Source organism: Sphingomonas sp. 3P27F8, from assembly GCF_005502745.1.
GTDB lineage: Bacteria > Pseudomonadota > Alphaproteobacteria > Sphingomonadales > Sphingomonadaceae > Sphingomonas.
This window is the reverse complement of sequence record NZ_SCNL01000002.1, coordinates 203,773-226,180: the sequence shown is the minus strand read 5'-3', so window position 1 is coordinate 226,180 and position 22,408 is coordinate 203,773. Positions and strand designations below refer to the sequence as shown.

Genomic DNA, 22,408 nt, shown 5'->3' with positions numbered 1-22,408 from the left:
GGGCGTGTCACCAGAAGGCGACGTGGAGCATTAGCCAGATCACTCCACCGAAATAGGGCCTAGAGCGTCGAAGACGGCGGAAAAAGAAACCGCCGCCCGGCATCCCGGGCGGCGGTTCCTCGTGTCACGAAGGATCCGTCGATCAGTCGTTCAGATACTCGCCCGCAGCTTCGTCGCTGCCGTCGCCGGAGGCGACTACCGCGGCGAGCGGATCGGGCCCGGTGCCCTGCGAATCACGCGCGGAGCGGGCCATTTCGGCGGCATGCTCCTGCGCCGCACTGGTCGGCGCGGTGATCGCCATCGCTTCCGACAGCTTGCGCTGCTGGACGCGGAGCGCCGCATCGCGACTGGAGGCCGCGACGCGCAGGCGGTTCATGCCTGCGCCTGTGCCAGCCGGGATCAGGCGGCCGACGATCACATTCTCCTTCAGGCCCATCAGCGTATCCTGCTTGCCCTGGACGGCCGCCTCGGTGAGGACGCGGGTCGTTTCCTGGAACGACGCGGCCGAGATGAACGACCGGGTCTGCAGGCTTGCCTTGGTGATGCCGAGCAGGACAGGCTTGCCCTGCGCGGGCGCCTGGTTCTTTTCCAGCCGGTCGTTCGTCGCGTCCATCTCCTCGCGATCGACCTGCTCGCCCTTGAGCAACGTCGTATCGCCGCCGTCGGTGATTTCCACCTTCTGCAGCATCTGGCGAACGATCGTCTCGATGTGCTTGTCGTTGATCTTCACGCCCTGGAGACGATAGACCTCCTGGATTTCCGAGACGAGATATTCGGCCAGCGGCTCGATCCCCATCGTTTCCAGAATGTCGTGCGGATTGGGCGAACCGCCGATCAGGTTGTCGCCACGCTTGACGTAGTCGCCTTCCTGAACGTCGATAACCTTGGACTTCGGCACGAGATATTCGACGACCTCGCCGCCATCCTCCGGCTGGATGCCGATCTTGCGCTTCGCCTTGTAATCCTTGCCGAACACGACCCGGCCGGAAACCTTGGCGATGATCGCCGCTTCCTTGGGAATACGCGCCTCGAACAGTTCGGCGACACGCGGCAGACCGCCGGTGATGTCACGCGTCTTGGCGCTTTCGCGCGCGACACGCGCCAGCACGTCACCAGCCTGCACAGTGGCGCCATCCTCGACCGAGAGCACCGCGCCCGGCGCCAGCATGTAGCGCGCGGACTCGCCCGAGCCTTCGTCGAGCAGGGTGATGCGCGGACGCAGATCCTCCTTCGACTTGGTTCCGGCGCGGAATTCGGTGACGACGCGCTGGGTGATGCCCGTCGCCTCGTCCACCTGCTCCGCGAGCGTCTTGTTCTCGACGAGATCCTGGAATTTCACCGAGCCGCCGGTTTCCGTAATCACCGGCATGGTGAACGGATCCCATTCGGCCATGCGATCGCCCTTGGAGACGATATGGCCGTCGTCGAACATCACATAGGCGCCATAAGGGATGCGATCGACCGCCAGTTCACGGCCGTCCATATCCTTGATGACCATCTCGCCCGACCGGCTCAGCACGACGCGACGGCCGCGCTGATCCTCGATCACGCGCAGATCGCGGAATTCCACCGTGCCGTCGGCGTGCGCCTCGAGGTTCGATGTCTCGTTGAGCTGCGCCGCGCCGCCGATGTGGAAGGTACGCATCGTGAGCTGCGTGCCCGGTTCGCCGATCGACTGCGCCGCGATCACGCCGACCGCCTCGCCGATGTTGACCGGCGTGCCGCGCGCCAGATCACGCCCGTAGCACTTGCCACAGACGCCGACCTTGGATTCGCAGACCAGCGGGCTGCGGATCTTGACCGATTGCGTGCCGATGCCCTCGATCAGCGCGACCGTCGGCTCGTCCAGCAGCGTGCCGGTCGGGACGACGACATCGTTGGTCTTGGCATCGACGATATCCTCCGCCGTGGTGCGGCCGAGGATGCGCTCGCCCAGCGACGCGATCACCGTGCCGCCCTGCACGATCGCCTTCATCTCCAGCGCGCGCTCCGTGCCGCAATCCTCTTCGACGATCACGCAATCCTGCGACACGTCGACGAGGCGGCGGGTGAGATACCCCGAGTTCGCGGTCTTCAACGCCGTATCCGCGAGACCCTTGCGGGCGCCGTGGGTGGAGTTGAAATATTCAAGAACGGTCAGGCCTTCCTTGAAGTTCGAGATGATCGGCGTTTCGATGATCTCGCCCGACGGCTTGGCCATCAGGCCGCGCATGCCCGCAAGCTGCTTGATCTGCGCCTGCGAACCACGCGCACCGGAATGCGCCATCATGTAGATCGAGTTGATCGGCTTCTCGCGACCCGTCTCGGGATCGACCTTTACCGCCTTGATCTCGTTCATCATCGAGTTCGCGACCTGATCGCCGCAACGGCTCCAGGCGTCGATCACCTTGTTGTACTTCTCCTGCTGCGTGATCAGGCCGTCCTGATACTGCTGCTCGAAGTCCTTCACCTGGTCGCGCGTCTCGTCGACAAGCTTCTCCTTGTCGCCGGGGATGACCATGTCGTCCTTGCCGAACGAGATGCCGGCGCGGAACGCATGACGGAAGCCAAGCGCCATGATCGCATCGGCGAACAGCACGGTCTCCTTCTGCCCGGTGTGACGATAGACCTCGTCGATAACGTCGGTGACGTCCTTCTTGGTCAGCAGCCGGTTGACCGTTTCGAACGGCACCTTGTGGCTCCGGGGCAGGCACTCGCCGAGCAGCATGCGGCCCGGGGTCGTTTCATATCGCTTGAGATACTGGTTGCCGGCTTCGTCGGTCTGCGGAACGCGGCTGATGATCTTCGTGTGCAGGGTCACCGCGCCGGCATTCAGCGCCTGATGCACCTCCGACATGTCGGAGATCATCATGCCTTCGCCCGGCTCGTTTTCCTTGAGCATCGACAGATAATACAGGCCAAGCACCATGTCCTGCGACGGCACGATGATCGGCTTGCCGTTCGCCGGGGACAGGATGTTGTTGGTCGACATCATCAGGACGCGCGCTTCCAGCTGCGCCTCGAGGCTCAGCGGGACGTGCACGGCCATCTGGTCACCGTCGAAGTCGGCGTTGAATGCCGAGCAGACGAGCGGGTGAAGCTGGATCGCCTTCCCCTCGATCAGCACCGGCTCGAACGCCTGGATGCCGAGGCGGTGGAGCGTCGGCGCGCGGTTCAGCAGCACCGGATGCTCGCGGATCACCTCGTCAAGGATGTCCCAGACTTCCTTGCGCTCCTTCTCGACCCACTTCTTCGCCTGCTTCAGGGTCATGGAAAGACCCTTGGCGTCGAGACGGGCGTAGATGAACGGCTTGAACAGCTCGAGCGCCATCTTCTTCGGCAGGCCGCACTGGTGCAGCTTGAGTTCCGGCCCGGTCACGATGACCGAGCGGCCCGAATAATCGACGCGCTTGCCGAGCAGGTTCTGGCGGAAGCGGCCCTGCTTGCCCTTGAGCATGTCGGACAGCGACTTGAGCGGGCGCTTGTTCGCGCCGGTGATCGTGCGGCCGCGGCGGCCGTTGTCGAACAGCGCATCGACGGCTTCCTGCAACATGCGCTTTTCGTTGCGGACGATGATGTCCGGCGCGCGCAGCTCCATCAGCCGCTTGAGGCGGTTGTTGCGGTTGATGACGCGGCGATACAGATCGTTCAGATCCGACGTCGCGAAGCGGCCGCCGTCCAGCGGCACCAGCGGGCGCAGCTCGGGCGGGATGACCGGGATCACCTCGAGGATCATCCACTCCGGCCGGTTGCCGGATTCAAGGAAGCTTTCGACGACCTTCAGGCGCTTGATGATCTTCTTCGGCTTCAGCTCGGACTTGGTGGTGGCAAGCTCTTCCAGAAGCTGGGTCTTCTCGCCCTCCAGATCGAGGCTTTCGAGCATGATGCGCACGGCTTCCGCGCCGATCCCGGCGGAGAAGGCGTCCTCGCCATATTCGTCCTGCGCCTCGAGCAGCTCGTCCTCGGTGAGGAGCTGATATTTCTCAAGCGGGGTCAGGCCCGGCTCGATGACGATATAGGCTTCGAAATACAGCACGCGCTCGAGCTGCTTGAGCTGCATGTCGAGCAGCAGGCCGATGCGGCTCGGCAGCGACTTCAGGAACCAGATGTGCGCGACCGGGGCGGCCAGCTCGATATGGCCCATGCGCTCGCGGCGGACCTTGGAGACGGTAACCTCCACGCCGCACTTCTCGCAGACGATGCCCTTGTATTTCATGCGCTTGTACTTGCCGCACAAGCATTCGTAATCCTTGATCGGGCCGAAGATGCGCGCGCAGAACAGGCCGTCACGCTCGGGCTTGAACGTGCGGTAGTTGATCGTCTCGGGCTTCTTGATCTCGCCGAACGACCAGGAGCGGATGCGATCCGGGGAGGCAATGCCGATCTGGATCTGGTCGAAGGTTTCGGGCTTCGCGATCGGGTTCGCGAAAGGTGTCATCTCGTTCATATCTTCATCCCTCTAGAGGGTAAATCTGCTGGGTGGAGAGGGGGCAGGGCGCCGCCATCGACGGCGCCCGTTCCCTGTTACTCCGCCGCTTCGGCGAGACCGTCGTCCTCGTCCATCGACTTCAGATCGACGTTGAGGCCGAGCGAGCGCATTTCCTTGACGAGCACGTTGAAGCTCTCCGGGATGCCGGCCTCGAACGTATCGTCACCCTTGACGATCGCCTCATAGACCTTGGTGCGGCCGACCACGTCGTCGGACTTCACCGTCAGCATTTCCTGGAGCGTGTATGCCGCGCCATAAGCCTGCAGCGCCCACACTTCCATTTCGCCGAAGCGCTGGCCACCGAACTGGGCCTTGCCGCCGAGCGGCTGCTGGGTGACGAGGCTGTACGGGCCGATCGAACGCGCGTGGATCTTGTCGTCAACAAGATGGTGGAGCTTCAGCATGTAGATGATGCCCACGGTCACCTTGCGATCGAACTGATCGCCGGTGCGCCCGTCGAACAGGTCCGACTGGCCGGACGAATCCAGACCCGCCAGCGCCAGCATATCGGCGACGTCGGCTTCCACCGCGCCGTCGAACACCGGGGTGCCCATCGGAACACCGGCTTTCAGGTTCTGCGCCAGCTCGACGATCCCGTCGCCATCGCGTGAATCGATGTCGGCAAGATAATGCTCGCCATAGATCGTCTTGAGGCGTTCCTTCACCGCTTCCGGCATTGCACCGGCCTTGGCATCGGGATTTGCCTCGCGCCAATCCTCCAGCGCCTGCGAAACCTGCTGGCCAAGGCCGCGCGCGGCCCAGCCGAGATGCGTTTCGAAGATCTGCCCGACGTTCATGCGCGAAGGCACGCCCAGCGGATTGAGCACCAGATCAACCGGCGTGCCGTCGGCGAGGAACGGCATATCCTCCACCGGCAGGATGCGGCTGATGACGCCCTTGTTGCCGTGGCGGCCGGCCATCTTGTCGCCCGGCTGCAGCTTGCGCTTCACCGCGACGAACACCTTGACCATCTTCAGCACGCCCGGCGGCAGCTCGTCGCCACGTTCCAGCTTCTCGCGCCGGTCGTGGAACTTGTCGGTGATCCGCTTTGCGGCCTCGTCATACTGTGCCTTGACGGTCTCCAGGTCGCCCTGGACCTTGTCGTCCTGCACGGCGAACTTCCACCATTCGTGGCGGTCCACCGAATCGAGCAGGTCGGCGTCGATGGTCACACCCTTCTTGATGCCCTTGGGGGCCGCGGTGGCGACCTGATCCAGCAGCATCTCGCGCAGGCGGCTCCAGGTCGCCCGGTTGAGGATCGTGCGCTCGTCGTCCGAGTCCTTCTTCAGGCGCTCGATCTCCTCGCGCTCGATCGCCATCGCGCGCTCGTCCTTGTCGATGCCGTGGCGATTGAAGACGCGAACGTCCACGATCGTGCCGGCAACGCCCGGCGGCAGACGCAGCGACGTATCGCGCACGTCCGATGCCTTCTCGCCGAAGATGGCGCGCAGCAGCTTCTCTTCCGGCGTCATCGGCGATTCACCCTTGGGGGTGATCTTCCCGACCAGGATGTCGCCCGGTTCCACCTCGGCACCGATATAGACGATGCCCGCCTCGTCGAGGTTGCGCAGCGCTTCCTCGCCGACGTTCGGGATGTCGCGGGTGATATCCTCCGGCCCAAGCTTCGTGTCGCGGGCGGCCACTTCGAACTCGTCGATGTGGATCGACGTGAACACGTCGTCCTTCACGATCCGCTCGGAGATGAGGATCGAATCCTCGTAATTGTAGCCGTTCCACGGCATGAACGCGACGAGCGCATTGCGGCCCAGCGCCAGCTCGCCGAATTCGGTCGACGGGCCGTCCGCGATGATGTCGCCGGCGCGCACCACGTCGCCCACCTTCACCAGCGGGCGCTGGTTGATGCAGGTCGACTGGTTGGAGCGCTGGAACTTCATCAGCGTGTAGATGTCGACACCCGATTCCTCGGCCGAAACCTCGCCCGTAGCGCGGATGACGATGCGGCTGGCATCAACCTGATCGATGATGCCGGCGCGCTTGGCGGCGATCGCGGCGCCCGAATCGCGCGCCACGGTCTCCTCCATGCCGGTGCCGACGAACGGCGCCTCCGCCTTCACCAGCGGAACGGCCTGCCGCTGCATGTTCGAACCCATCAAAGCGCGGTTCGCGTCGTCGTTCTCCAGGAACGGGATGAGCGAGGCGGCGACGGATACGAGCTGCTTGGGCGAGACGTCCATCAGCGTGATCTGATCGGGCAACGCCATCAGGAACTCGCCCGCCTGACGCGAGGAAACAAGCTCCTCGGTGAAGCGGTTGTCCGCGTCCAGATCGGCGGAGGCCTGCGCGATCGTGTGCTTGGCCTCCTCCATCGCCGACAGATAGACGACCTCGTTGGTCACCTTGCCATCGATGATCTTGCGGTACGGGGTTTCGATAAAGCCGTATTTGTTGACGCGGCTGAACGAGGCCAGGCTGTTGATGAGGCCGATGTTCGGGCCTTCCGGCGTCTCGATCGGGCAGATGCGGCCATAGTGCGTCGGGTGAACGTCGCGGACTTCGAAGCCCGCGCGCTCGCGGGTGAGACCGCCCGGCCCGAGCGCCGAAACGCGGCGCTTGTGCGTCACTTCGGAGAGCGGGTTGGTCTGGTCCATGAACTGCGAGAGCTGCGACGAACCGAAGAACTCGCGCACCGCGGCCACCGCCGGCTTCGCGTTGATAAGGTCGTTCGGCATCACCGTCGACACGTCGACCGATGACATACGCTCCTTAACCGCGCGCTCCATGCGGAGCAGGCCGACGCGATACTGGTTCTCCAGAAGCTCGCCCACCGAACGGACGCGGCGGTTGCCGAGATTGTCGATATCGTCGATCTCGCCCTTGCCGTCCTTCAGATCGACGAGCGTCTTGACGACCGCGAGAATATCCTCGGTGCGCAGCGTGGTCACCGTGTCCTCGGCGTCCAGCTCCAGTCGCATGTTGAGCTTCACGCGGCCGACGGCGCTAAGATCATAGCGGTCGGGATCGAAGAACAGGCCGCCGAACAGCGCCTCCGCCGTTTCCAGCGTCGGCGGCTCGCCCGGGCGCATCACGCGATAGATGTCGCTCAGCGCCTGCTCGCGCTCCTCGGCCTTGTCGGCCTTCAGCGTGTTGCGAATCCACGGACCGGTCGTGACGTGGTCGATATCGAGCAGCTCGATGCGCTCGATGCCAGCCTTGTCCAGCTTTTCGAGGTTTTCGGGCGAAATCTCATCGCCCGCCTCGACATAGATTTCGCCGGTGGTCTCGTTGATGAGATCGAACGCGGAATAGCGGCCGAAGATTTCCTCGGTCGGGATCAGCAGATCGGTCAGGCCGTCCTTCGCCGCCTTGTTCGCGGCGCGCGGGCTGATCTTCTGGCCGGCGGGGAACACCACCTCGCCGGAATTGCCGTCGACGATGTCGAACATCGGCTTCACGCCGCGCCAGCTTTCCGCCTGGAACGGAATCTTCCAGCCGCCATCGCCACGCACGAAGGTGAGACGGTTGTAGAAGTGGTTGAGGATCTCTTCCGAATTGAGGCCGAGCGCATAGAGCAGCGCCGTGACCGGCAGCTTGCGCTTACGGTCGATACGGACGTTGACGATATCCTTCGCGTCGAACTCGAAATCGAGCCACGAGCCGCGATACGGGATCACGCGCGCGGCGAAGAGATACTTGCCGCTCGCATGGGTCTTGCCGCGATCGTGATCGAACAGCACGCCTGGCGACCGGTGCATCTGGCTGACGATGACGCGCTCGGTGCCGTTGATGAAGAAGGTGCCGTTCTCGGTCATGAGCGGCATGTCGCCCATGTACACGTCCTGCTCCTTGATATCGAGCACGGAGCGGGTTTCCGTATCGGGATCCACCTCGAACACGATCAGGCGCAGCGTGACGCGCATCGGCGCGGCATAGGTGATGCCACGCTGGCGGCATTCCTCGACGTCGAACTTGGGATGCTCAAGCTCGTAATTCACGAAATCAAGCTCGGCGGTGCCGGCGAAATCGCGGATCGGGAAAACGCTGCGCAGCGTCTTTTCCAGGCCGGAGACATAGCCGATCGACGGATCGGAGCGCAGGAACTGTTCGTAGCTTTCGCGCTGAACCTCGATGAGGTTCGGCATCTGCACCACTTCGTGGATATTGCCGAACACCTTGCGGATGCGCCGCTTGGGCGTGGTCGCGCCCTCGATCGCCTTGGATGCCATGTAGCTGTCAGCCCTCAGTAAAAAACATTAGAGCGCGATAAAGACGCGAAAAGGCCGCGATCATCCCCACGATCGGAGCGATTGCAGCCTGAAGCGTCTTATGAACCGGAAGCCTCCATTCGTGCGATACGGTGCGCGACGCCGCATCATGTCCCGAAGCTCCAGCGAAGACGGCGATATAGGAGCCATGTCCGGCAACGTCAATCTACGAGGGACAGGTTGATCGACGCGCGCCACTGCGCATAACGGGCAACAGTCAAACAGGAATATTCATGACCCGCAAGACGCTTGCCCTGGCCTGCCTCGCACTGTCCGCCGCTCCGCTCGCCGCGCAAGAGCAGGGAGTCGTGCGACCCGGGGGCGATATTCCGGCGCACTTCGCCTATTCCACCGACGCGAATGACTATGTGCGGCGCGAGGTGATGATCCCGATGCGCGACGGGGCGAGGCTCCACACCGTCATCGTCATCCCGAAGGGCGCCAGGAATGCGCCGATCCTGCTGACCCGAACGCCCTACAATGCGTCTGGCCGGGTGGCGCGAATGGCGAGCCCGAAAATGCTCTCGATCCTGCCGCAGGGCGACGAACCGTTCGTGCGCGCCGGATATATTCGCGTGTTTCAGGATATCCGGGGCAAATATGGCTCGGAAGGGGAGTATGTCGTCACCCGGCCAGTGATCGGCCCGCTGAACCCGACCAAGGTAGATCACACCACCGATGCGTGGGACACGATCGACTGGCTGGTGAAGAAGGCGAACCTGCCCGAATCGAACGGTCGCGTCGGCATGCTCGGCTCCTCTTACGAGGGGTTCACGGTCGTGATGGCGCTGCTGCACCCGCACCCTGCGCTGAAGGTCGCTGCGCCGGAAAGCCCGATGATCGACGGCTGGATGGGGGACGACTGGTTCCATTACGGCGCGTTCCGGCTTGCGAACATCGGCTGGCTCGGCGAACAGACCGGCTTCAAGGCGGCGGGCGACGAGCCGGCTTCCGGGTTCTACGACGATTACGAGCAGTTCAGGCGCGTCGGCTCGGCAGGCGCCTGGGCGGAGAAATCCGGCTATGCCGCCTTACCTTTTTGGCAGCGCATGGCCGCGCATCCCGCTTATGACGCTTTCTGGCAGGGGCAGGCACTCGACAAGCTGGTCGCCGCCAATCCCTCGAACGTGCCGACGATGTGGGAGCAGGGGCTGTGGGATCAGGAGGACATGTATGGCGCGATCCACGCCTGGGAGGCGCTGAAGGCAAAAGGCAAACTGGCCAGCAATTTCCTCGTCATGGGCCCGTGGCGCCATAGCCAGGCGAATTACGACGGCTCTTCGCTGGGTGACTTCAAGTGGAACGGCGACACCGCCACGCAATGGCGCGACAAATATCTGTTTCCGTTCTTCGATCAGTATCTGCGCGATGGCCGGCCGGCGTTCACCCCGCCGCAGGCGCTGATCTACAACACCGGCGCGAACCATTGGGACAGCTTGGCGCAATGGCCGATGGCGTGCGAGGCGGGATGCGCCGCGCCGCTGAAGCCGATCTATCTGGAAGCCGACGGCGGGCTCGGCTTCGACAAGGGCGGGGAGGGGGGTGACAGCTACGTCTCCGATCCCGCAAAGCCGGTGCCGCATCTGCCGCGCCCGGTTAATTTCGGCGATGACGAGCGCTGGAAGACGTGGCTGGTGCAGGATCAGCGCTTTGTCGATGGTCGGCCGGATGTGATGACCTATCAGACCGCGCCCTTGACGCAGCCGATGCGTGTTTCCGGCGCGCCCATCGCGGACCTGTTCGCCAAGACCACCGGCACGGATGGCGATTTCGTGGTGAAAGTGATCGATGTCTATCCCGATCAAATTGCGAACGATCCGAAGAAAGGCGGCTATCAGCTTTCGATCAGCCAGGACATTTTCCGGGGACGGTATCGCGACGGCTTCGACAAGCCGGCCGCCATCCCGGCGAACAGTGTTCAGCGCTATCGTTTTCGGCTGCCGACCGTGAACCATGTATTTCAGCCAGGGCATCGCATCATGGTGCAGGTGCAGTCGTCGCAATTCCCGCTCTACGATCGCAACCCGCAGAAATATGTCCCCAATATCTTCTTCGCGAAGCCCGAGGATTATCAGAAGGCGACGATCACGCTCGTGCGAGGGGGAACGAAGGCGAGCGCTGTATGGCTGCCAGTCGTGCCGGCGACGGGCCCGGCCGAGCAGTGACGATAGGGTGCGGTTCAGCTTCGACGGGATAACGCGCAGGGAATGAAAATAGGCATCACAGGGCTGACGCTGGCCGGGGCGGCGTTGGCCGGAGGATCGGGAATCGCGCAGACGATCCCGAAAACAGCACCGGAAGATCTGACGCCGGCGCCGATCATCGCGCCGACGCCGACCGCGACGAATGCCGCGCTGCCGGCCAGCGAGCAGCCGATCGCGCTGATCCCGGTAGAGCCGTCCAGCGCGCCACAGGCCGCGCCGCGCGCGCGCTCGACCCCGCGCGCAATTTCGCTGCCGGCGGTGCCGGGACCGCAACCGCGCCCCTCATCATCGCCTTCCGCCCGCGTCACGCCAGTGCCTGTCGTGGCGGCGCCAGCACCCGCGCCCGCACCCGCACCCGCACCCGCGCCCACAGGGTCGCCCTCGACGCCGGTGGCCAGCCCGGTTCCTGTTGCCGCGACGCCCGCGTCGTCGCCGGACGTTGGCGAAGGTTTGCCTGGCTGGCTGGTGCCGGCAGGGCTTGGCGGGCTTGCTGCGCTCGCGGCCGGCTTCGTGGCGTGGCGGCGGCGGTTGCTGCCGGGCGAGGATCGCGGCACGGACGAGCCGATCGAGAATGTTTCACTGCCGGCGGCAGCGCCCGATCCGCCGGTCGCGCGGAGCGCTACCGGTGCAGCACCGCCTGCGCCGGAGCCGCCGCAATTTCTCGAACGCCCTGCGCCGAGCGAGCGCGCCTGGATCGATGTTGCCCTGCCGGTGGTGCATCGCGCGGGCATCAACCTTGTCACCGCCACCGCCGATGTGGGGCTGACGGTGCGCAATGAAGGGATCGCGATCGCACGCGGGGTGCGCGTCGCGATCCGGCTCACGAGTGCGCAGCAGGGTCAGGATACGGTGCTCGCCGGCCTTTATGCGGAGCCGGTCGACCGGCCGGTCGTGCCCCCGTTCGATCTCGCGCCTGGTGAGGAGCGGCCGGTGCGCGGGATCGCGACGCTGCGGCGGGAGGATATTGTCGCGCTGGAGGCGGCCGGTCGCCCGATGTTCGTGCCCGTGGTGGCGCTCAACCTGCTGTATGACGCGGCCGCGGGATCGCCGGGGCAGACGACTGCGGCTTTCGCGGTTGGCGTGGATCGCGGCGACGGCGGCAAGCTGGGCCCGATGTGGCTGGACGAACCCGCCCGGATGCACGATGCGATCGCTATCCGCGCGCACGGGGCCACGGTGAAACGGTAACAGCAAAAAAAAGAGGCGGCTCCCACGCGGAAGCCGCCTCCTTCTGTTTTGCTCGCGCCACCACTGACAGGCTTGTTAAAGCTGGCCGCGGAGGCGGGATCGAGCGCGGATCATGCCCGCGCTCGACGTGAGGCTTACTTGAGTTCGACGGTCGCGCCGGCTTCTTCAAGCTGCTTCTTGACCTTCTCGGCCTCGTCCTTCGACACGCCTTCCTTGACGGCCTTCGGAGCGGACTCGACGAGCGCCTTGGCTTCGGTCAGGCCGAGGCCGGTGATCGCGCGGACCTCCTTGATGACGTTGATCTTCTTGCCACCGTCGCCGGTGAGGATCACGTCGAACTCGGTCTTCTCTTCGGCGGCCGGAGCCGCTGCACCGGCGCCGCCGGCTGCAGGAGCCGCAACCGCCGCAGCGGCCGAAACGCCCCACTTCTCTTCGAGAAGCTTCGAAAGCTCAGCCGCCTCGAGGACGGTCAGTTCGGAAAGCTGGTCAACCAGCGCGTTCAGGTCTGCCATTGTTACTTCCTTCAAATCGCAAGCCCCGGTGGGGCTTTGAGTTTCGTTTGATAAAACCGCCGGAAATCAGGCGGCTTCCTTCTCCGAATATGCCTTGAGCGCGCGGGCAAGCTGCCCGGCGGGCGCCTGGGTGATGGTCGCCAGCTTCGTGGCGGGTGCCACGATAAGGCCGACGATCTTCGCCCGGAGCTCGTCCAGCGACGGCAGCGTGGCGAGCGCCTTCACGCCCTCCACGTCGAGCGCATTCGCGCCCATCGCCCCGCCCACGATTTCGAACTTGTCGTTCGTCTTCGCGAATTCGACCGCCACCTTCGCCGCAGCGACGGGATCGATCGAAGAGGCGAGACCGACCGGACCCGTGAGCAGATCGCCCAGCGAGAGATAGTCGGTGCCGTCGAGCGCGATCTTGGCAAGCTTGTTCTTCGAGACCTTGTAGCTCGCGCCGGCTTCCCGCATCTTGTTGCGCAGCTGGGTTGACTGCGCGACGGTCATTCCGCGGTTACGGGTGACAATCACCACGCCGACCTCGGAAAAATTGCGGTTGAGCTCGGCGACGGCCGCGGCCTTTTGAGCACGATCCATGCCATTCTCCACGTTCTGGGCATGAGCCGAAGCGCATGCCCGGTTGCATTTCCCCACACGCCTTGCGAGCGGATGGGTTGTCCAGCGATGGGGAATGGGAAGCAGACGCAGCCACGCTCAATCGCGGACCGCGGCAGACCGGCGCGTCACATCGATGACCAGCCGGCAAAATCCTGTCCCCGCCTCGGTAGGAAATTAAGCCGGCATTCCGGCACCTACTGTCTCGGACGGTGCCCGGCGGCACGAAGCTGCCGGGCGAGCGCGGGCCAATACAGGCTTGCGCGTGAAAGTCAATCTATCGGTCGGTCCGCCTCGCGCCCTCCGCGCGAACCGCCGCCAGATCGGGATAACCGTTCACGGCCATCAGCAGATCCGCTTCGGCGAGGATCGATTTCAACACATGCGCCGCGCCCTCCGCGCCGCCAAGCGCGAGTCCGTAGGTATAGGGGCGGCCGATCCCCACCGCATCCGCGCCCAGCGCGATCGCCTTGATCACGTCGCTGCCGGATCGAATGCCTGAATCGAACAGCACCGGCACACGGCCATCCACCGCCGCCGCCACGCCCGGCAACATGTCGATCGCGGCGATCCCGCCATTGGCCTGCCGGCCGCCGTGGTTCGAGACGTAAATGCCGTCCGCGCCGCCATCCAGCGCGCGCCGCGCATCATCGGGATGACAGATGCCCTTCAACACGATCGGCAGCTTCGTGAGCGATTTGAGCCATGGCAGATCGTCCCAGGTCAGCACCTTGCCGAAGGTCGCGCTCCACGTGTTGATCGCCGCGCGCAGATCCTCCTCCGCCGGCTTCGCCAGCAAGGCGCGGAAGGCAGGATCGACGAAATAGTTGGTCAATACGTGCCCGCGCAGCTGCGGAAAGTTCGACACGTTCAGGTCACGAGGCCGCCAGCCCGTTACCCACGTGTCGAGCGTTACCACGATCGCCCTGTATCCGGCCGCCTCCGCGCGGCTGACCAGACTGGCGGCGACATCCTTGTTGCGCGGAGTATAGAGCTGGAACATCGCCGGCGTCGTGCCGCTCGCGTGGAGCACGTCCTCCAGCGGATCGTTCGCCAATGTCGATGCGCACAGCGGCACGCCAGTGGTGGCTGCGGCGCGCGCGGCGGCCAGATCGCCGTGCTGGTCCTGAGTTACAATCCCGGTCACGCCGATCGGCGCCATGAAGAGCGGGGAGGGGAGCTTATTGCCGAACAGGTCGATCGACAGGTCTCGGCTCGTGCAATCGACCATCATGCGCGGCACCATGCCCCAGTGCCGGAAGGCCCGGGCATTTTCGTCCTGTGTGAATTCGTCGCCGCATCCGCCCTGTACATAATTGAGCACCGAGGGCGGCATCGCTGCCTCCGCCCGCGCTTTCAGCGTCGCGAAATCTACCGGAAGCGTCGGCTGCACGCCGGTGAGGCCGGCGCCGTAGATCGAATTCTGGAAATCGCCGTAATGCGGCATCCGCTGCCTCCCCCAGTCACAATTGCGTGCGGGGTTTTCGGCAGCCTTGGCGACGGCGTCAAGGAACGTTGGCATCGGCTGCCCGCCTGCAAACAAAAAGGGCCGGGATCGCTCCCGGCCCTTTTCGGCATTGATGTGTCGTAAAATCAGGCGCCGGCGACTTCCGCCACGTCCACCTTGATGCCCGCGCCCATCGTCGAGCTGACGGCCACCTTGCGAACGTACTTGCCCTTCGCACCCGATGGCTTGGCTTTCACCACGGCATCGACCAGCGCATCGAAATTGCGACGCAGGTCTTCCTGGCTGAAAGATGCCTTGCCGATGCCGGAGTGGATGATGCCGGCCTTCTCGACGCGGTACTCCACCTGGCCGCCCTTGGCCGCCTTCACCGCCTCGGCGACGTTCATCGTGACGGTGCCGAGCTTCGGGTTCGGCATCAGCCCCTTGGGACCGAGCACCTTGCCGAGCCGGCCGACGATGCCCATCATGTCCGGGGTCGCGATGCAGCGATCGAAATCGATCGTGCCACCCTGGATCGTTTCCATCAGGTCTTCCGCACCGACGACATCGGCGCCCGCTTCGCGCGCCTCGTCCGCCTTCGCACCCTTGGCGAACACGCCGACGCGCACCGTCTTGCCGGTGCCGGCCGGGAGCGTGACGACGCCGCGCACCATCTGATCGGCGTGGCGCGGATCGACGCCGAGGTTCAGCGCGACTTCGATCGTCTCGTCGAACTTAGCGGTGGCGCCCGCCTTGGCCAGCGCGATCGCCTCGTCCACGTTGTGCAGCTTCTCGCCATCGACCTGGTTGGCCTTCTGCTTCTTGGTCAGCTTAGCCATGTTCAGCCCTCCACCACTTCGAGGCCCATGGCCCGCGCGCTGCCTTCGATGATCTTCGTCGCGGCTTCGATATCGTTCGCGTTCAGATCCTTCATCTTCACCTGCGCGATTTCCGAAAGCTGCGAGCGCTTGATCTTGCCCGCGACCACCTTGCCGGGCTCCTTCGAGCCGGACTTCAGGTTCATGGCCTTCTTGATGAGGAAGGTCGCCGGCGGGGTCTTCGTCTCGAACGAGAACGAGCGATCGGCATAGACGGTGATGACCGTGGGGAGCGGCGCGCCCTTTTCCATGTCCTGCGTCTGCGCGTTGAACGCCTTGCAGAATTCCATGATGTTCACACCGCGCTGACCGAGCGCGGGGCCGATCGGCGGCGAGGGATTGGCGGCGCCCGCAGGCACCTGCAACTTGATGTAACCCGTAATCTTCTTTGCCATGTCACTCTCTCAATCCGGCCGCGCCCACGGGAGACGGCCTGGTTTCAAGTTTAGCGGTTCGATCGGGCCAGAGCCCTCCCGCAAGCATTTCCGTCGCTGTCACGAGGAAGGTGGGGCCGTTAGCCGAAACGGCGCCCGGTTGCAACCGCGCCGGTCAGACGACGCGGAACGTGTAGGTGTAGCTGGTTTGCGGCGCGCCGGAAACGCCGCTTATCTTCACCGTATAGGATGTTCCGGCCTGCAGGCCGGTCACACGCCACTGGATGCTGTTCGGCACGCCATAGCCCTGATTGTCGGTGCTGATATCGGTCACGGTCATCGCGCCGGCGGGACCGGTCACGGTGATCGTTGCGCTGGCGAAGCTGACCGCCTGATTGGCCCATGAGCTGCTGGTGCTGCTGATCGCGGTAAACGACAGATAATTGCCGAGGCCGAAATAGCGCTGCGGATAATCACCGTAGGGATAGGCGACGAAGGGGGGGATGCCGCTCGGCACCGCGGGGCTGGTATGAAAGTTAAACACCCGCATCGACGCAGCGCTCGCGCGCGATCCGTCCGCCAGCACCACAGCGACGCGACCGTAGGAGGTCTTGCCGAGGAACGGGCTCAGGATCCAGCGGCGGTGGCCGATATCGGCGGAACCGTTCTCGGTGAGCCACAGGCCGAGATAATCGTCCTCGCTGTTGAACGGCAGGCCGGTGCCCCAGCCGCCGACAAGGTTGCTCGATCCCGCGCCCGCCGCGCCGCTCGAACTGTAGCATGGCCAGGTCGTCGCCGGCGTGTGGCTGAGCTGCTTCGCCACCGCCATCATCAGCGAGGTATCCTGCTCCTGGCTGTCCTCCTCATTCGAATAGGCGACTGCCGGCAGATTGTGCAGCGCGCGGATCGTGTTGAGCTGTGCAAGGAACGTGGCCTTCACGGAGTCTTTCAACGTGCCGGAAGTGCAGGCGGTGGCATCGGGCTGCACATCATACATCGCCGCTGCCTGGCCAGCCCAGGTCGTTGAGGTGGGCGTACCGGTCGGTGTACCGGTCGGCGTTGCCGTGGGGCTGGCAGTCGGGGTTCCGGTCGGGCTCGCGGTAGGCGATGTGGAGGGGCTGGCGACGGGGGCGGCGCTGCCACTCGAGCCGGTTCCGTCCGAACCGCCGCAGCCGGAAACAAGCGTGGCAAGGGCAAGAGCGGCGAACGATCGTGAGGAGATACGCATGGGAGACGATTACCGGTAAAATACTGCGAATTCGCAAAGACCTTCGGTCAGTTCGTCGATTCGTTCGGGCGGCTCATCGCGCGGGCAGCGTAACTATCGCCTCCAGCCCTCCGCCCGCGCGATTGGCGAGCGAGAGTTCGCCCCCGGCCTCGCGCACGATCGCGCGGGCGATCGCCAGCCCAAGCCCGCTCCCCCCGGTATCGCGATTGCGGGAGGTTTCCAGCCGGACGAAAGGCTCGAACACATCGGCGAGGCGCTCGGGCGGAATGCCCGGCCCGCGATCGGCTACCGCGATCGCCACTGAAGCTGTGCCGGGCTGTATCGAAACCTCCGCCGCGCCGGCATATTTAACCGCATTCTCGATCAGGTTGCGCACCGCGCGGCGGATCAGCGACGGGCGAATATGCACCGGCAGCCGCACGGCATCGGCGAAGCTTACCGCATGACCCAGATCGCGGAAATCCTCGACCACGGCATCGACCAGCGCGGCGAGATCAACTTCGGTGACCGGCTCACTGGGGCGACCCAGCCGGGCAAGGCTCAATATATCGTCGAGCGTGCGGTTCATCTCCGCGATCGTATCGGCCATCCGGACCCGGTCGTTTTCATCGTCGACCGATTCGATACGGACACGCAGCGCCGCCAGGGGTGTGCGAAGATCATGCCCGATCGCACCCAGCATCCGGTCCTTCTCGTCGAGCATCGCGCGCACGCGCACGCGCAGCGCATTATAGGCGGCAATCACCGCGCGCACGTCCGCCGGGCCGGCCTCCGGCACAGGCGTCGTCTTGCCCTCCAGGGAGACTCGGCTGGCGTCCTGTGCCAGCGCGTTCAAGGGACGTGAGATGCGCCGCGCGAGCCAAAGCACCGGCGCCAGCACCATGATGTAGAGGAAAAGCGTCTGGGCGATCAGCCGCCACAGGATCGCGGGGCCGGGAGAGGGCCACGCCGCGCGAGTCACCAGCCAGCCTTGCCCGGGCAGCTCCACCGCGATCAGGATTGCGCGCCGTGGTCCGCGCTCCACGCCGCCCCGCAGGCGGCGACGGCGCATGTCGGGCGCAGGCGTGTCCTTGGGGCCGTCAAGGATTGCAGCGTCCACCTTGCCGCTCGCGATGCTCATCCGCGCGAGATTGGCGCGGACGGCCTCGGCCACGTCATCGCGGCGTGGCAGCGAGTCAGGGATCGGATTGCTCGCGACGTGTCGCACTCTCCCGCGATCGGACGAGATTGGCCGTCCGCCCACTTCCCGGTCCAGCGCTTCGGCGATACGCAGCGCCGGAAGCGCGGCCGCTTGCTGGATCCGGTTTGCCGTGCGATCGCGGACGATCAGCGCGAAATTCACCGCCTGGGCCGCGAAAAGCGCGATCGCCACGAGCAGCGCCATCTGCCCGGCCAGGCTGCGCGGCCAGCCGAGCTTCGGTGTCACAGGCGGGTTACGTCGGCGGTGAAGGAATAGCCGCCGCCCCATATGGTCTTGATGATTTCCGGCGATTTGGGATCGGCCTCGATCTTTCGCCGCAGCCGGCTCACCTGATTGTCGATCGACCGATCGAATGCCGCCGCCTCGCGCCCCTGGGTCAGATCAAGCAACTGATCCCGCGTCAGCACATGGCGCGGCCGGGTGACGAGGGCGAGCAGCAGGTTATATTCGCCGGTCGAAAGCGGAACGGACACGCCGTCGCGATCCACCAGCGTGCGCTCGCCCGTCTTGAGCACACGGCCGGCGAAAGCATAGGCACCGCTTTCCGGCGGGAGCTGGCGCGCGCCGCCGGCGTGCACGCGGCGCAGCACCACCTTGATCCGGGCGGACAACTCACGCGGAGAAAATGGTTTCACGACATAATCGTCGGCGCCCATCTCCAGCCCGACGATCCGGTCGGTTTCCTCCGTCCGCGCGGTGAGCAGGATGACGGGCAGCTCGCCGGTTTCGCGGATGTGGCGGCATAGCGACAGGCCGTCCTCGCCGGGCATCATGATATCGAGCACAACGAGATCGATGGCATAAGCGGCAAGCCGCGCCCGCGCCTGTTCCGCATCGGCGGCCTGCGTCACGCGGAAGCCCTGCTTCGTCAGATAGGCGGCGAGCGGTTCGCGGATCGAACGCTCGTCATCGACAAGCAGCAGGTGCGGCGTTTCCCCCATCGCATCGGCATGTAGCACGTCATCACTCCAGGAAAAGCGCCGTCGGGATAAAGGCGTCGGGTGGCCGGAGGATGCCACCCGACGCCGCCGGCCAACGCCGGTCAGTTGGTGCGCGGTGCAGGGGCAGGGGCTGGCGCCGGCGCCGGGGCGCCATCGGCCGGCGGCGGCCCGCGACGATCGCGGCGCATTTCCATCCGCTCGCGGAATTTCTCTCGCATCGCCTGATGGGCTGCCTTGCGCTCATCGGGGGTGATGCGGCCGTCGTGGTTCACATCGACGCGATCGAACCGCGCGGCCGCCTTCTGCCGCCATTCCTCGCGCGTGATGACGCGGTTCGGATCGCCGCCGCCGCGCTTGCCCATGCCGTCCCGACGGTGATCGCCGCGACCGCCCCATTTGCCGCCATCGGCGCCGGGCGCGGGCTGCGCCTGATCGGGGTGACGCGCCTGCCAGCGGGCACGCATCTTGTCCCGGCGCTGTTCGCGTGCGACCCGCATTTCGTCAGCGGTGATCCTGCCGTCGTGATTGGTGTCGACGGCATCGAACTTCCGGTCCGCCCTGGCGAGCGCCTCGTCGCGGGTGACGATGCGGTTGGGGTCGTGCGCTGCGTGTGACGCGCCCGGCGGCGGGGCGGGCGGGGTTTGCGCGAACGTCGGGCCAGCGAGCGTGGTTGATCCCATTGCAAGCGCGAGCAACAGCTTCTTCATCATGCGATCCTCGTGGTGCGGCGGAAGGATTTTCCCGCCGTTGCTCACCGATCTAGAAGCGTCTTGTCGCGCAGGTTTGTCGGCGCGTCTGAAGAATTGTCGCAAATTGTCGCGGCGGCCGTCACGCGAACAGCGCGACCGACTGCATCTGCTCCGCCACCATTTCCCCGGCCGCGTTCCAGATCCCCATCTGCTGCGAGGAACTGCCCGCGCGCACATAGTCAGCGTTCGAGCGCAGCAGCCACCAGCCATCGTCAGTGCGCGGCAGCGGGCCGAGCAGGTTGAGTATCCACGTCATCGAACTAATCGGCACGTTGCGGCCAAGCAGGCGCAACGCCGCGGGAGGCAGACAATCGCCGATCGCGATCAGCTCCACCATCGGATCGAGCCCCTCGCGATCGTTGAGCCGGGTCCAGCGCAGCCATTCCGCGGGCTTCAGCCCCGGCCCCTCGCGCCGATCGAGGAATTCGAAATTCTGCGTGAAGGCGACGTGCGGATTGCCCTTGTACGTCGTTTCGTCCGGCCCGGGCTGCGGGAACGCGGGGAGGGTGGTGGTCTGGTAGTCAACCTCGCTCTCGATCGCGCGCATGAACACGAAGGTGCAGCGCAGCCCCAGCCCCGCCTCGCTTTCGATATCGGCCTGGATGAACGCCGCGTTCTTTCCGCGTCGCAGCTTGTGCGCCGTCACCATGATCGGGCCGGCGAGCGGGCCGATGAACGATACCTGCGCCGAACGGAGCGGCGGCAGATCCGGCTCCGACTGCATCGCGCAATGCAACGCGATCGCGGCGGAAAGCCCGCCATAGGCCGTGCGCCCCTGAAGCCAGTTATCCGGGATCGTGCCGCGCCAGGCGGGAGCATCGGGCATCGGTTCAAGTGTTTCGAGAAGCTGTTTAAGGCTGGTCATGCAAATTCCCCCGCTGCGAGCCGATCGCGCAGCTCGCGTTTCAATACCTTGCCGATCGCGCTGCGCGGCAGCTCGGCCGCGACATGCAGCGCCGACAGCCGCTGCGTCTTGCCGAGCCGTGCGTTCACCCACTGGCGGATTTCCTCCGCCGGCGCCGCCGACCCCGCGCGCGGCACGAAGAAGCCGATCGGCGTCTCCCCCCATTCCTCGCTCGCGACCCCCACCACGGTGCAGTCGGCGACCGCCGGATGCTGGGCCAGTACCGCCTCGAGATCGGAGGGGTAGATGTTGAACCCGCCGGAGATAATCATGTCCTTCTTGCGGTCCATCAGCGTGAGGAAGCCGTCCTCGTCGAACCGGCCGACATCGCCGTGGCGCAGCCAGCGATTGCCCTGCGCGTCGAACCATTCGGCATCGCGGGTCGCCTGATCGCGGCCGTGATAGCCGTTCATCATCGCGGGTGAGCGGCCGACGATCTCGCCGATGCCCCCGGGGGCCACTTCGTTGCCCGCCTCGTCGAGCAGCTTCGCCTGATGCCCCGGCGCGAGGCGGCCGACGGTGTGCAGCTTGTCGGGAAACTCGTCCGCGATCAGGACGAACGACGCGCCGCCCTCTGTCATCCCGTAATATTCCACCAGCTTGCCGGGCCAGCGATCGAGCACGTCGCGCTTCAGCTCGGCCTTGAACGGCGCGGACGTGCACGTCTTGAAGCGGAAGGCCGACAGGTCGAAGCGGTCGAAATCCGGCACCGCCATGATCCGTTGATATTGCACCGGCACCAGCATGGTGTGCGTCGCGCGATATCTTTCCGCCAGCTCGAGGAAGCGATGCGCCTCGAACTTCTTCATCAGCACCACCGATCCGCCCCACGCGAGCGTCGGCAGGAAGCTGACCAGCGTGGTATTGGAATAGAGCGGTGTGGACAGCAGCGTGACGGCCGTGTCGTATCCCGCACCGGCGTTACGCGAGAAATGCTGCCAACGCATCGCATGGCTCTGCACGATCCCCTTCGGAATGCCGGTGGTGCCGGATGAATAGATGATGTTGAAGCCATCCTCCGGCGCGATCTTGACCGGGGCGGGCCGCGCCCCTTGGGGTGCGACCCATTCTTCCAGTTCCTCCAGCCGGATGATGCGCGCGGACAGCGCCTGATCGCGCAGGGCCCCGGCATTGGCGGCATCGAGGAAGACGAGGTTCGCGCCGCTGTCCCTGATCATGCCGGCGATCTGCTCGGGCGTGGCGGAAGGCTGGATCGGGGCGGCGATGCTGCCGGCGCGGAGCGCGCCGAAAAAAACGATTGCCTGCTCCACCGATGGATAGGCCACCATCGCCGCCGCCTGCCGCTGTGCAGTGCCGTCGCGTTGCAGCGCGGTGGCGACGCGATCCATCGCGCGATCCAGTTCGGCGTAGCTGATCTGCGTATCGCCGTCGGCGATCGCGAGCTTCTCCGGCTGGCTTCGGGCGTGGTGGCGAATGAGGTCCGGCAATAGCCCGAACGGCTCGGCGAGCATCGCGGCAGTGTCGATCATG

16 protein-coding genes are annotated in these 22,408 nt (G+C 65.1%); 3 read left to right on the top strand and 13 right to left on the bottom strand.

What is annotated here, in order from left to right; translation table 11 throughout:
* Positions 1 to 142: 142 nt before the first annotated feature.
* Both rpoC and rpoB read right to left on the bottom strand, forming a co-directional pair.
* Entirely contained in the window at positions 143 to 4,426 is a 4,284-nt protein-coding gene (rpoC, locus tag FFS35_RS03625; protein WP_137785748.1) for a DNA-directed RNA polymerase subunit beta', read from the bottom strand.
* A 77-nt stretch (positions 4,427 to 4,503) separates the two neighbouring features.
* Complete coding sequence (rpoB, locus tag FFS35_RS03620; protein ID WP_137785747.1) at positions 4,504 to 8,652, bottom strand: DNA-directed RNA polymerase subunit beta; 4,149 nt, start codon at positions 8,650 to 8,652, stop codon at positions 4,504 to 4,506.
* Positions 8,653 to 8,924: 272 nt separating this feature from the next.
* Here rpoB and FFS35_RS03615 point away from each other — a divergent pair, with 272 nt between their 5' ends.
* Both FFS35_RS03615 and FFS35_RS03610 read left to right on the top strand, forming a co-directional pair.
* Positions 8,925 to 10,856: a CocE/NonD family hydrolase gene (locus FFS35_RS03615; RefSeq protein ID WP_137785746.1), complete on the top strand. Its 1,932-nt coding sequence runs from the start codon at positions 8,925 to 8,927 to the stop codon at positions 10,854 to 10,856.
* A 42-nt stretch (positions 10,857 to 10,898) separates the two neighbouring features.
* On the top strand, positions 10,899 to 12,083 hold the full coding sequence (locus FFS35_RS03610) for a hypothetical protein (RefSeq protein ID WP_137785745.1): 1,185 nt from the start codon (positions 10,899 to 10,901) through the stop codon (positions 12,081 to 12,083).
* 134 nt (positions 12,084 to 12,217) lie between these two features.
* Here the strand turns inward: FFS35_RS03610 and rplL are convergent, their stop codons facing one another.
* The 6 genes from rplL to FFS35_RS03580 form a co-directional block, all read right to left on the bottom strand.
* Positions 12,218 to 12,595 (bottom strand): 50S ribosomal protein L7/L12, encoded by a 378-nt coding sequence (gene rplL, locus FFS35_RS03605; RefSeq protein ID WP_137785744.1) that lies wholly within the window; start codon positions 12,593 to 12,595, stop codon positions 12,218 to 12,220.
* 66 nt (positions 12,596 to 12,661) lie between these two features.
* A complete protein-coding gene (rplJ, locus tag FFS35_RS03600) occupies positions 12,662 to 13,177 on the bottom strand; it encodes a 50S ribosomal protein L10 (RefSeq protein WP_137785743.1) in 516 nt (171 codons plus the stop codon).
* Between the two features lie 295 nt (positions 13,178 to 13,472).
* Positions 13,473 to 14,642 carry an alpha-hydroxy-acid oxidizing protein gene (locus tag FFS35_RS03595; protein WP_137785949.1) on the bottom strand — a complete coding sequence of 390 codons (1,170 nt, stop codon included), beginning with the start codon at positions 14,640 to 14,642 and terminating at the stop codon, positions 13,473 to 13,475.
* 146 nt (positions 14,643 to 14,788) lie between these two features.
* On the bottom strand, positions 14,789 to 15,481 hold the full coding sequence (gene rplA / locus FFS35_RS03590; RefSeq protein ID WP_137785742.1) for a 50S ribosomal protein L1: 693 nt from the start codon (positions 15,479 to 15,481) through the stop codon (positions 14,789 to 14,791).
* A 2-nt stretch (positions 15,482 to 15,483) separates the two neighbouring features.
* Positions 15,484 to 15,915 carry a 50S ribosomal protein L11 gene (gene rplK / locus FFS35_RS03585; RefSeq protein ID WP_137785741.1) on the bottom strand — a complete coding sequence of 144 codons (432 nt, stop codon included), beginning with the start codon at positions 15,913 to 15,915 and terminating at the stop codon, positions 15,484 to 15,486.
* A 154-nt stretch (positions 15,916 to 16,069) separates the two neighbouring features.
* On the bottom strand, positions 16,070 to 16,834 hold the full coding sequence (locus FFS35_RS03580) for a CAP domain-containing protein (protein WP_137785740.1): 765 nt from the start codon (positions 16,832 to 16,834) through the stop codon (positions 16,070 to 16,072).
* On the opposite strand from FFS35_RS03580, the gene FFS35_RS03575 reads away from it, so the two are divergent.
* A complete protein-coding gene (locus FFS35_RS03575; RefSeq protein WP_137785739.1) occupies positions 16,824 to 17,141 on the top strand; it encodes a hypothetical protein in 318 nt (105 codons plus the stop codon). The two genes, FFS35_RS03580 and FFS35_RS03575, sit on opposite strands and share 11 nt — an antisense overlap.
* Positions 17,142 to 17,195: 54 nt before the next feature.
* Here the strand turns inward: FFS35_RS03575 and FFS35_RS03570 are convergent, their stop codons facing one another.
* From FFS35_RS03570 to FFS35_RS03550, 5 genes are all read right to left on the bottom strand, one after another.
* Complete coding sequence (locus tag FFS35_RS03570; protein ID WP_137785948.1) at positions 17,196 to 18,506, bottom strand: ATP-binding protein; 1,311 nt, start codon at positions 18,504 to 18,506, stop codon at positions 17,196 to 17,198.
* Positions 18,507 to 18,544: 38 nt separating this feature from the next.
* A complete protein-coding gene (locus FFS35_RS03565; RefSeq protein ID WP_137785947.1) occupies positions 18,545 to 19,264 on the bottom strand; it encodes a response regulator in 720 nt (239 codons plus the stop codon).
* A 101-nt stretch (positions 19,265 to 19,365) separates the two neighbouring features.
* On the bottom strand, positions 19,366 to 19,971 hold the full coding sequence (locus tag FFS35_RS03560; protein WP_171007492.1) for a hypothetical protein: 606 nt from the start codon (positions 19,969 to 19,971) through the stop codon (positions 19,366 to 19,368).
* A gap of 121 nt (positions 19,972 to 20,092) precedes the next feature.
* On the bottom strand, positions 20,093 to 20,878 hold the full coding sequence (locus FFS35_RS03555) for a thioesterase family protein (protein ID WP_137785737.1): 786 nt from the start codon (positions 20,876 to 20,878) through the stop codon (positions 20,093 to 20,095).
* Positions 20,875 to 22,407, bottom strand: coding sequence for a class I adenylate-forming enzyme family protein (locus FFS35_RS03550; RefSeq protein ID WP_249341430.1), 1,533 nt, complete (start codon positions 22,405 to 22,407; stop codon positions 20,875 to 20,877). The genes FFS35_RS03555 and FFS35_RS03550 overlap by 4 nt, the downstream gene beginning before the upstream one ends.
* Position 22,408 lies beyond the last annotated feature (1 nt).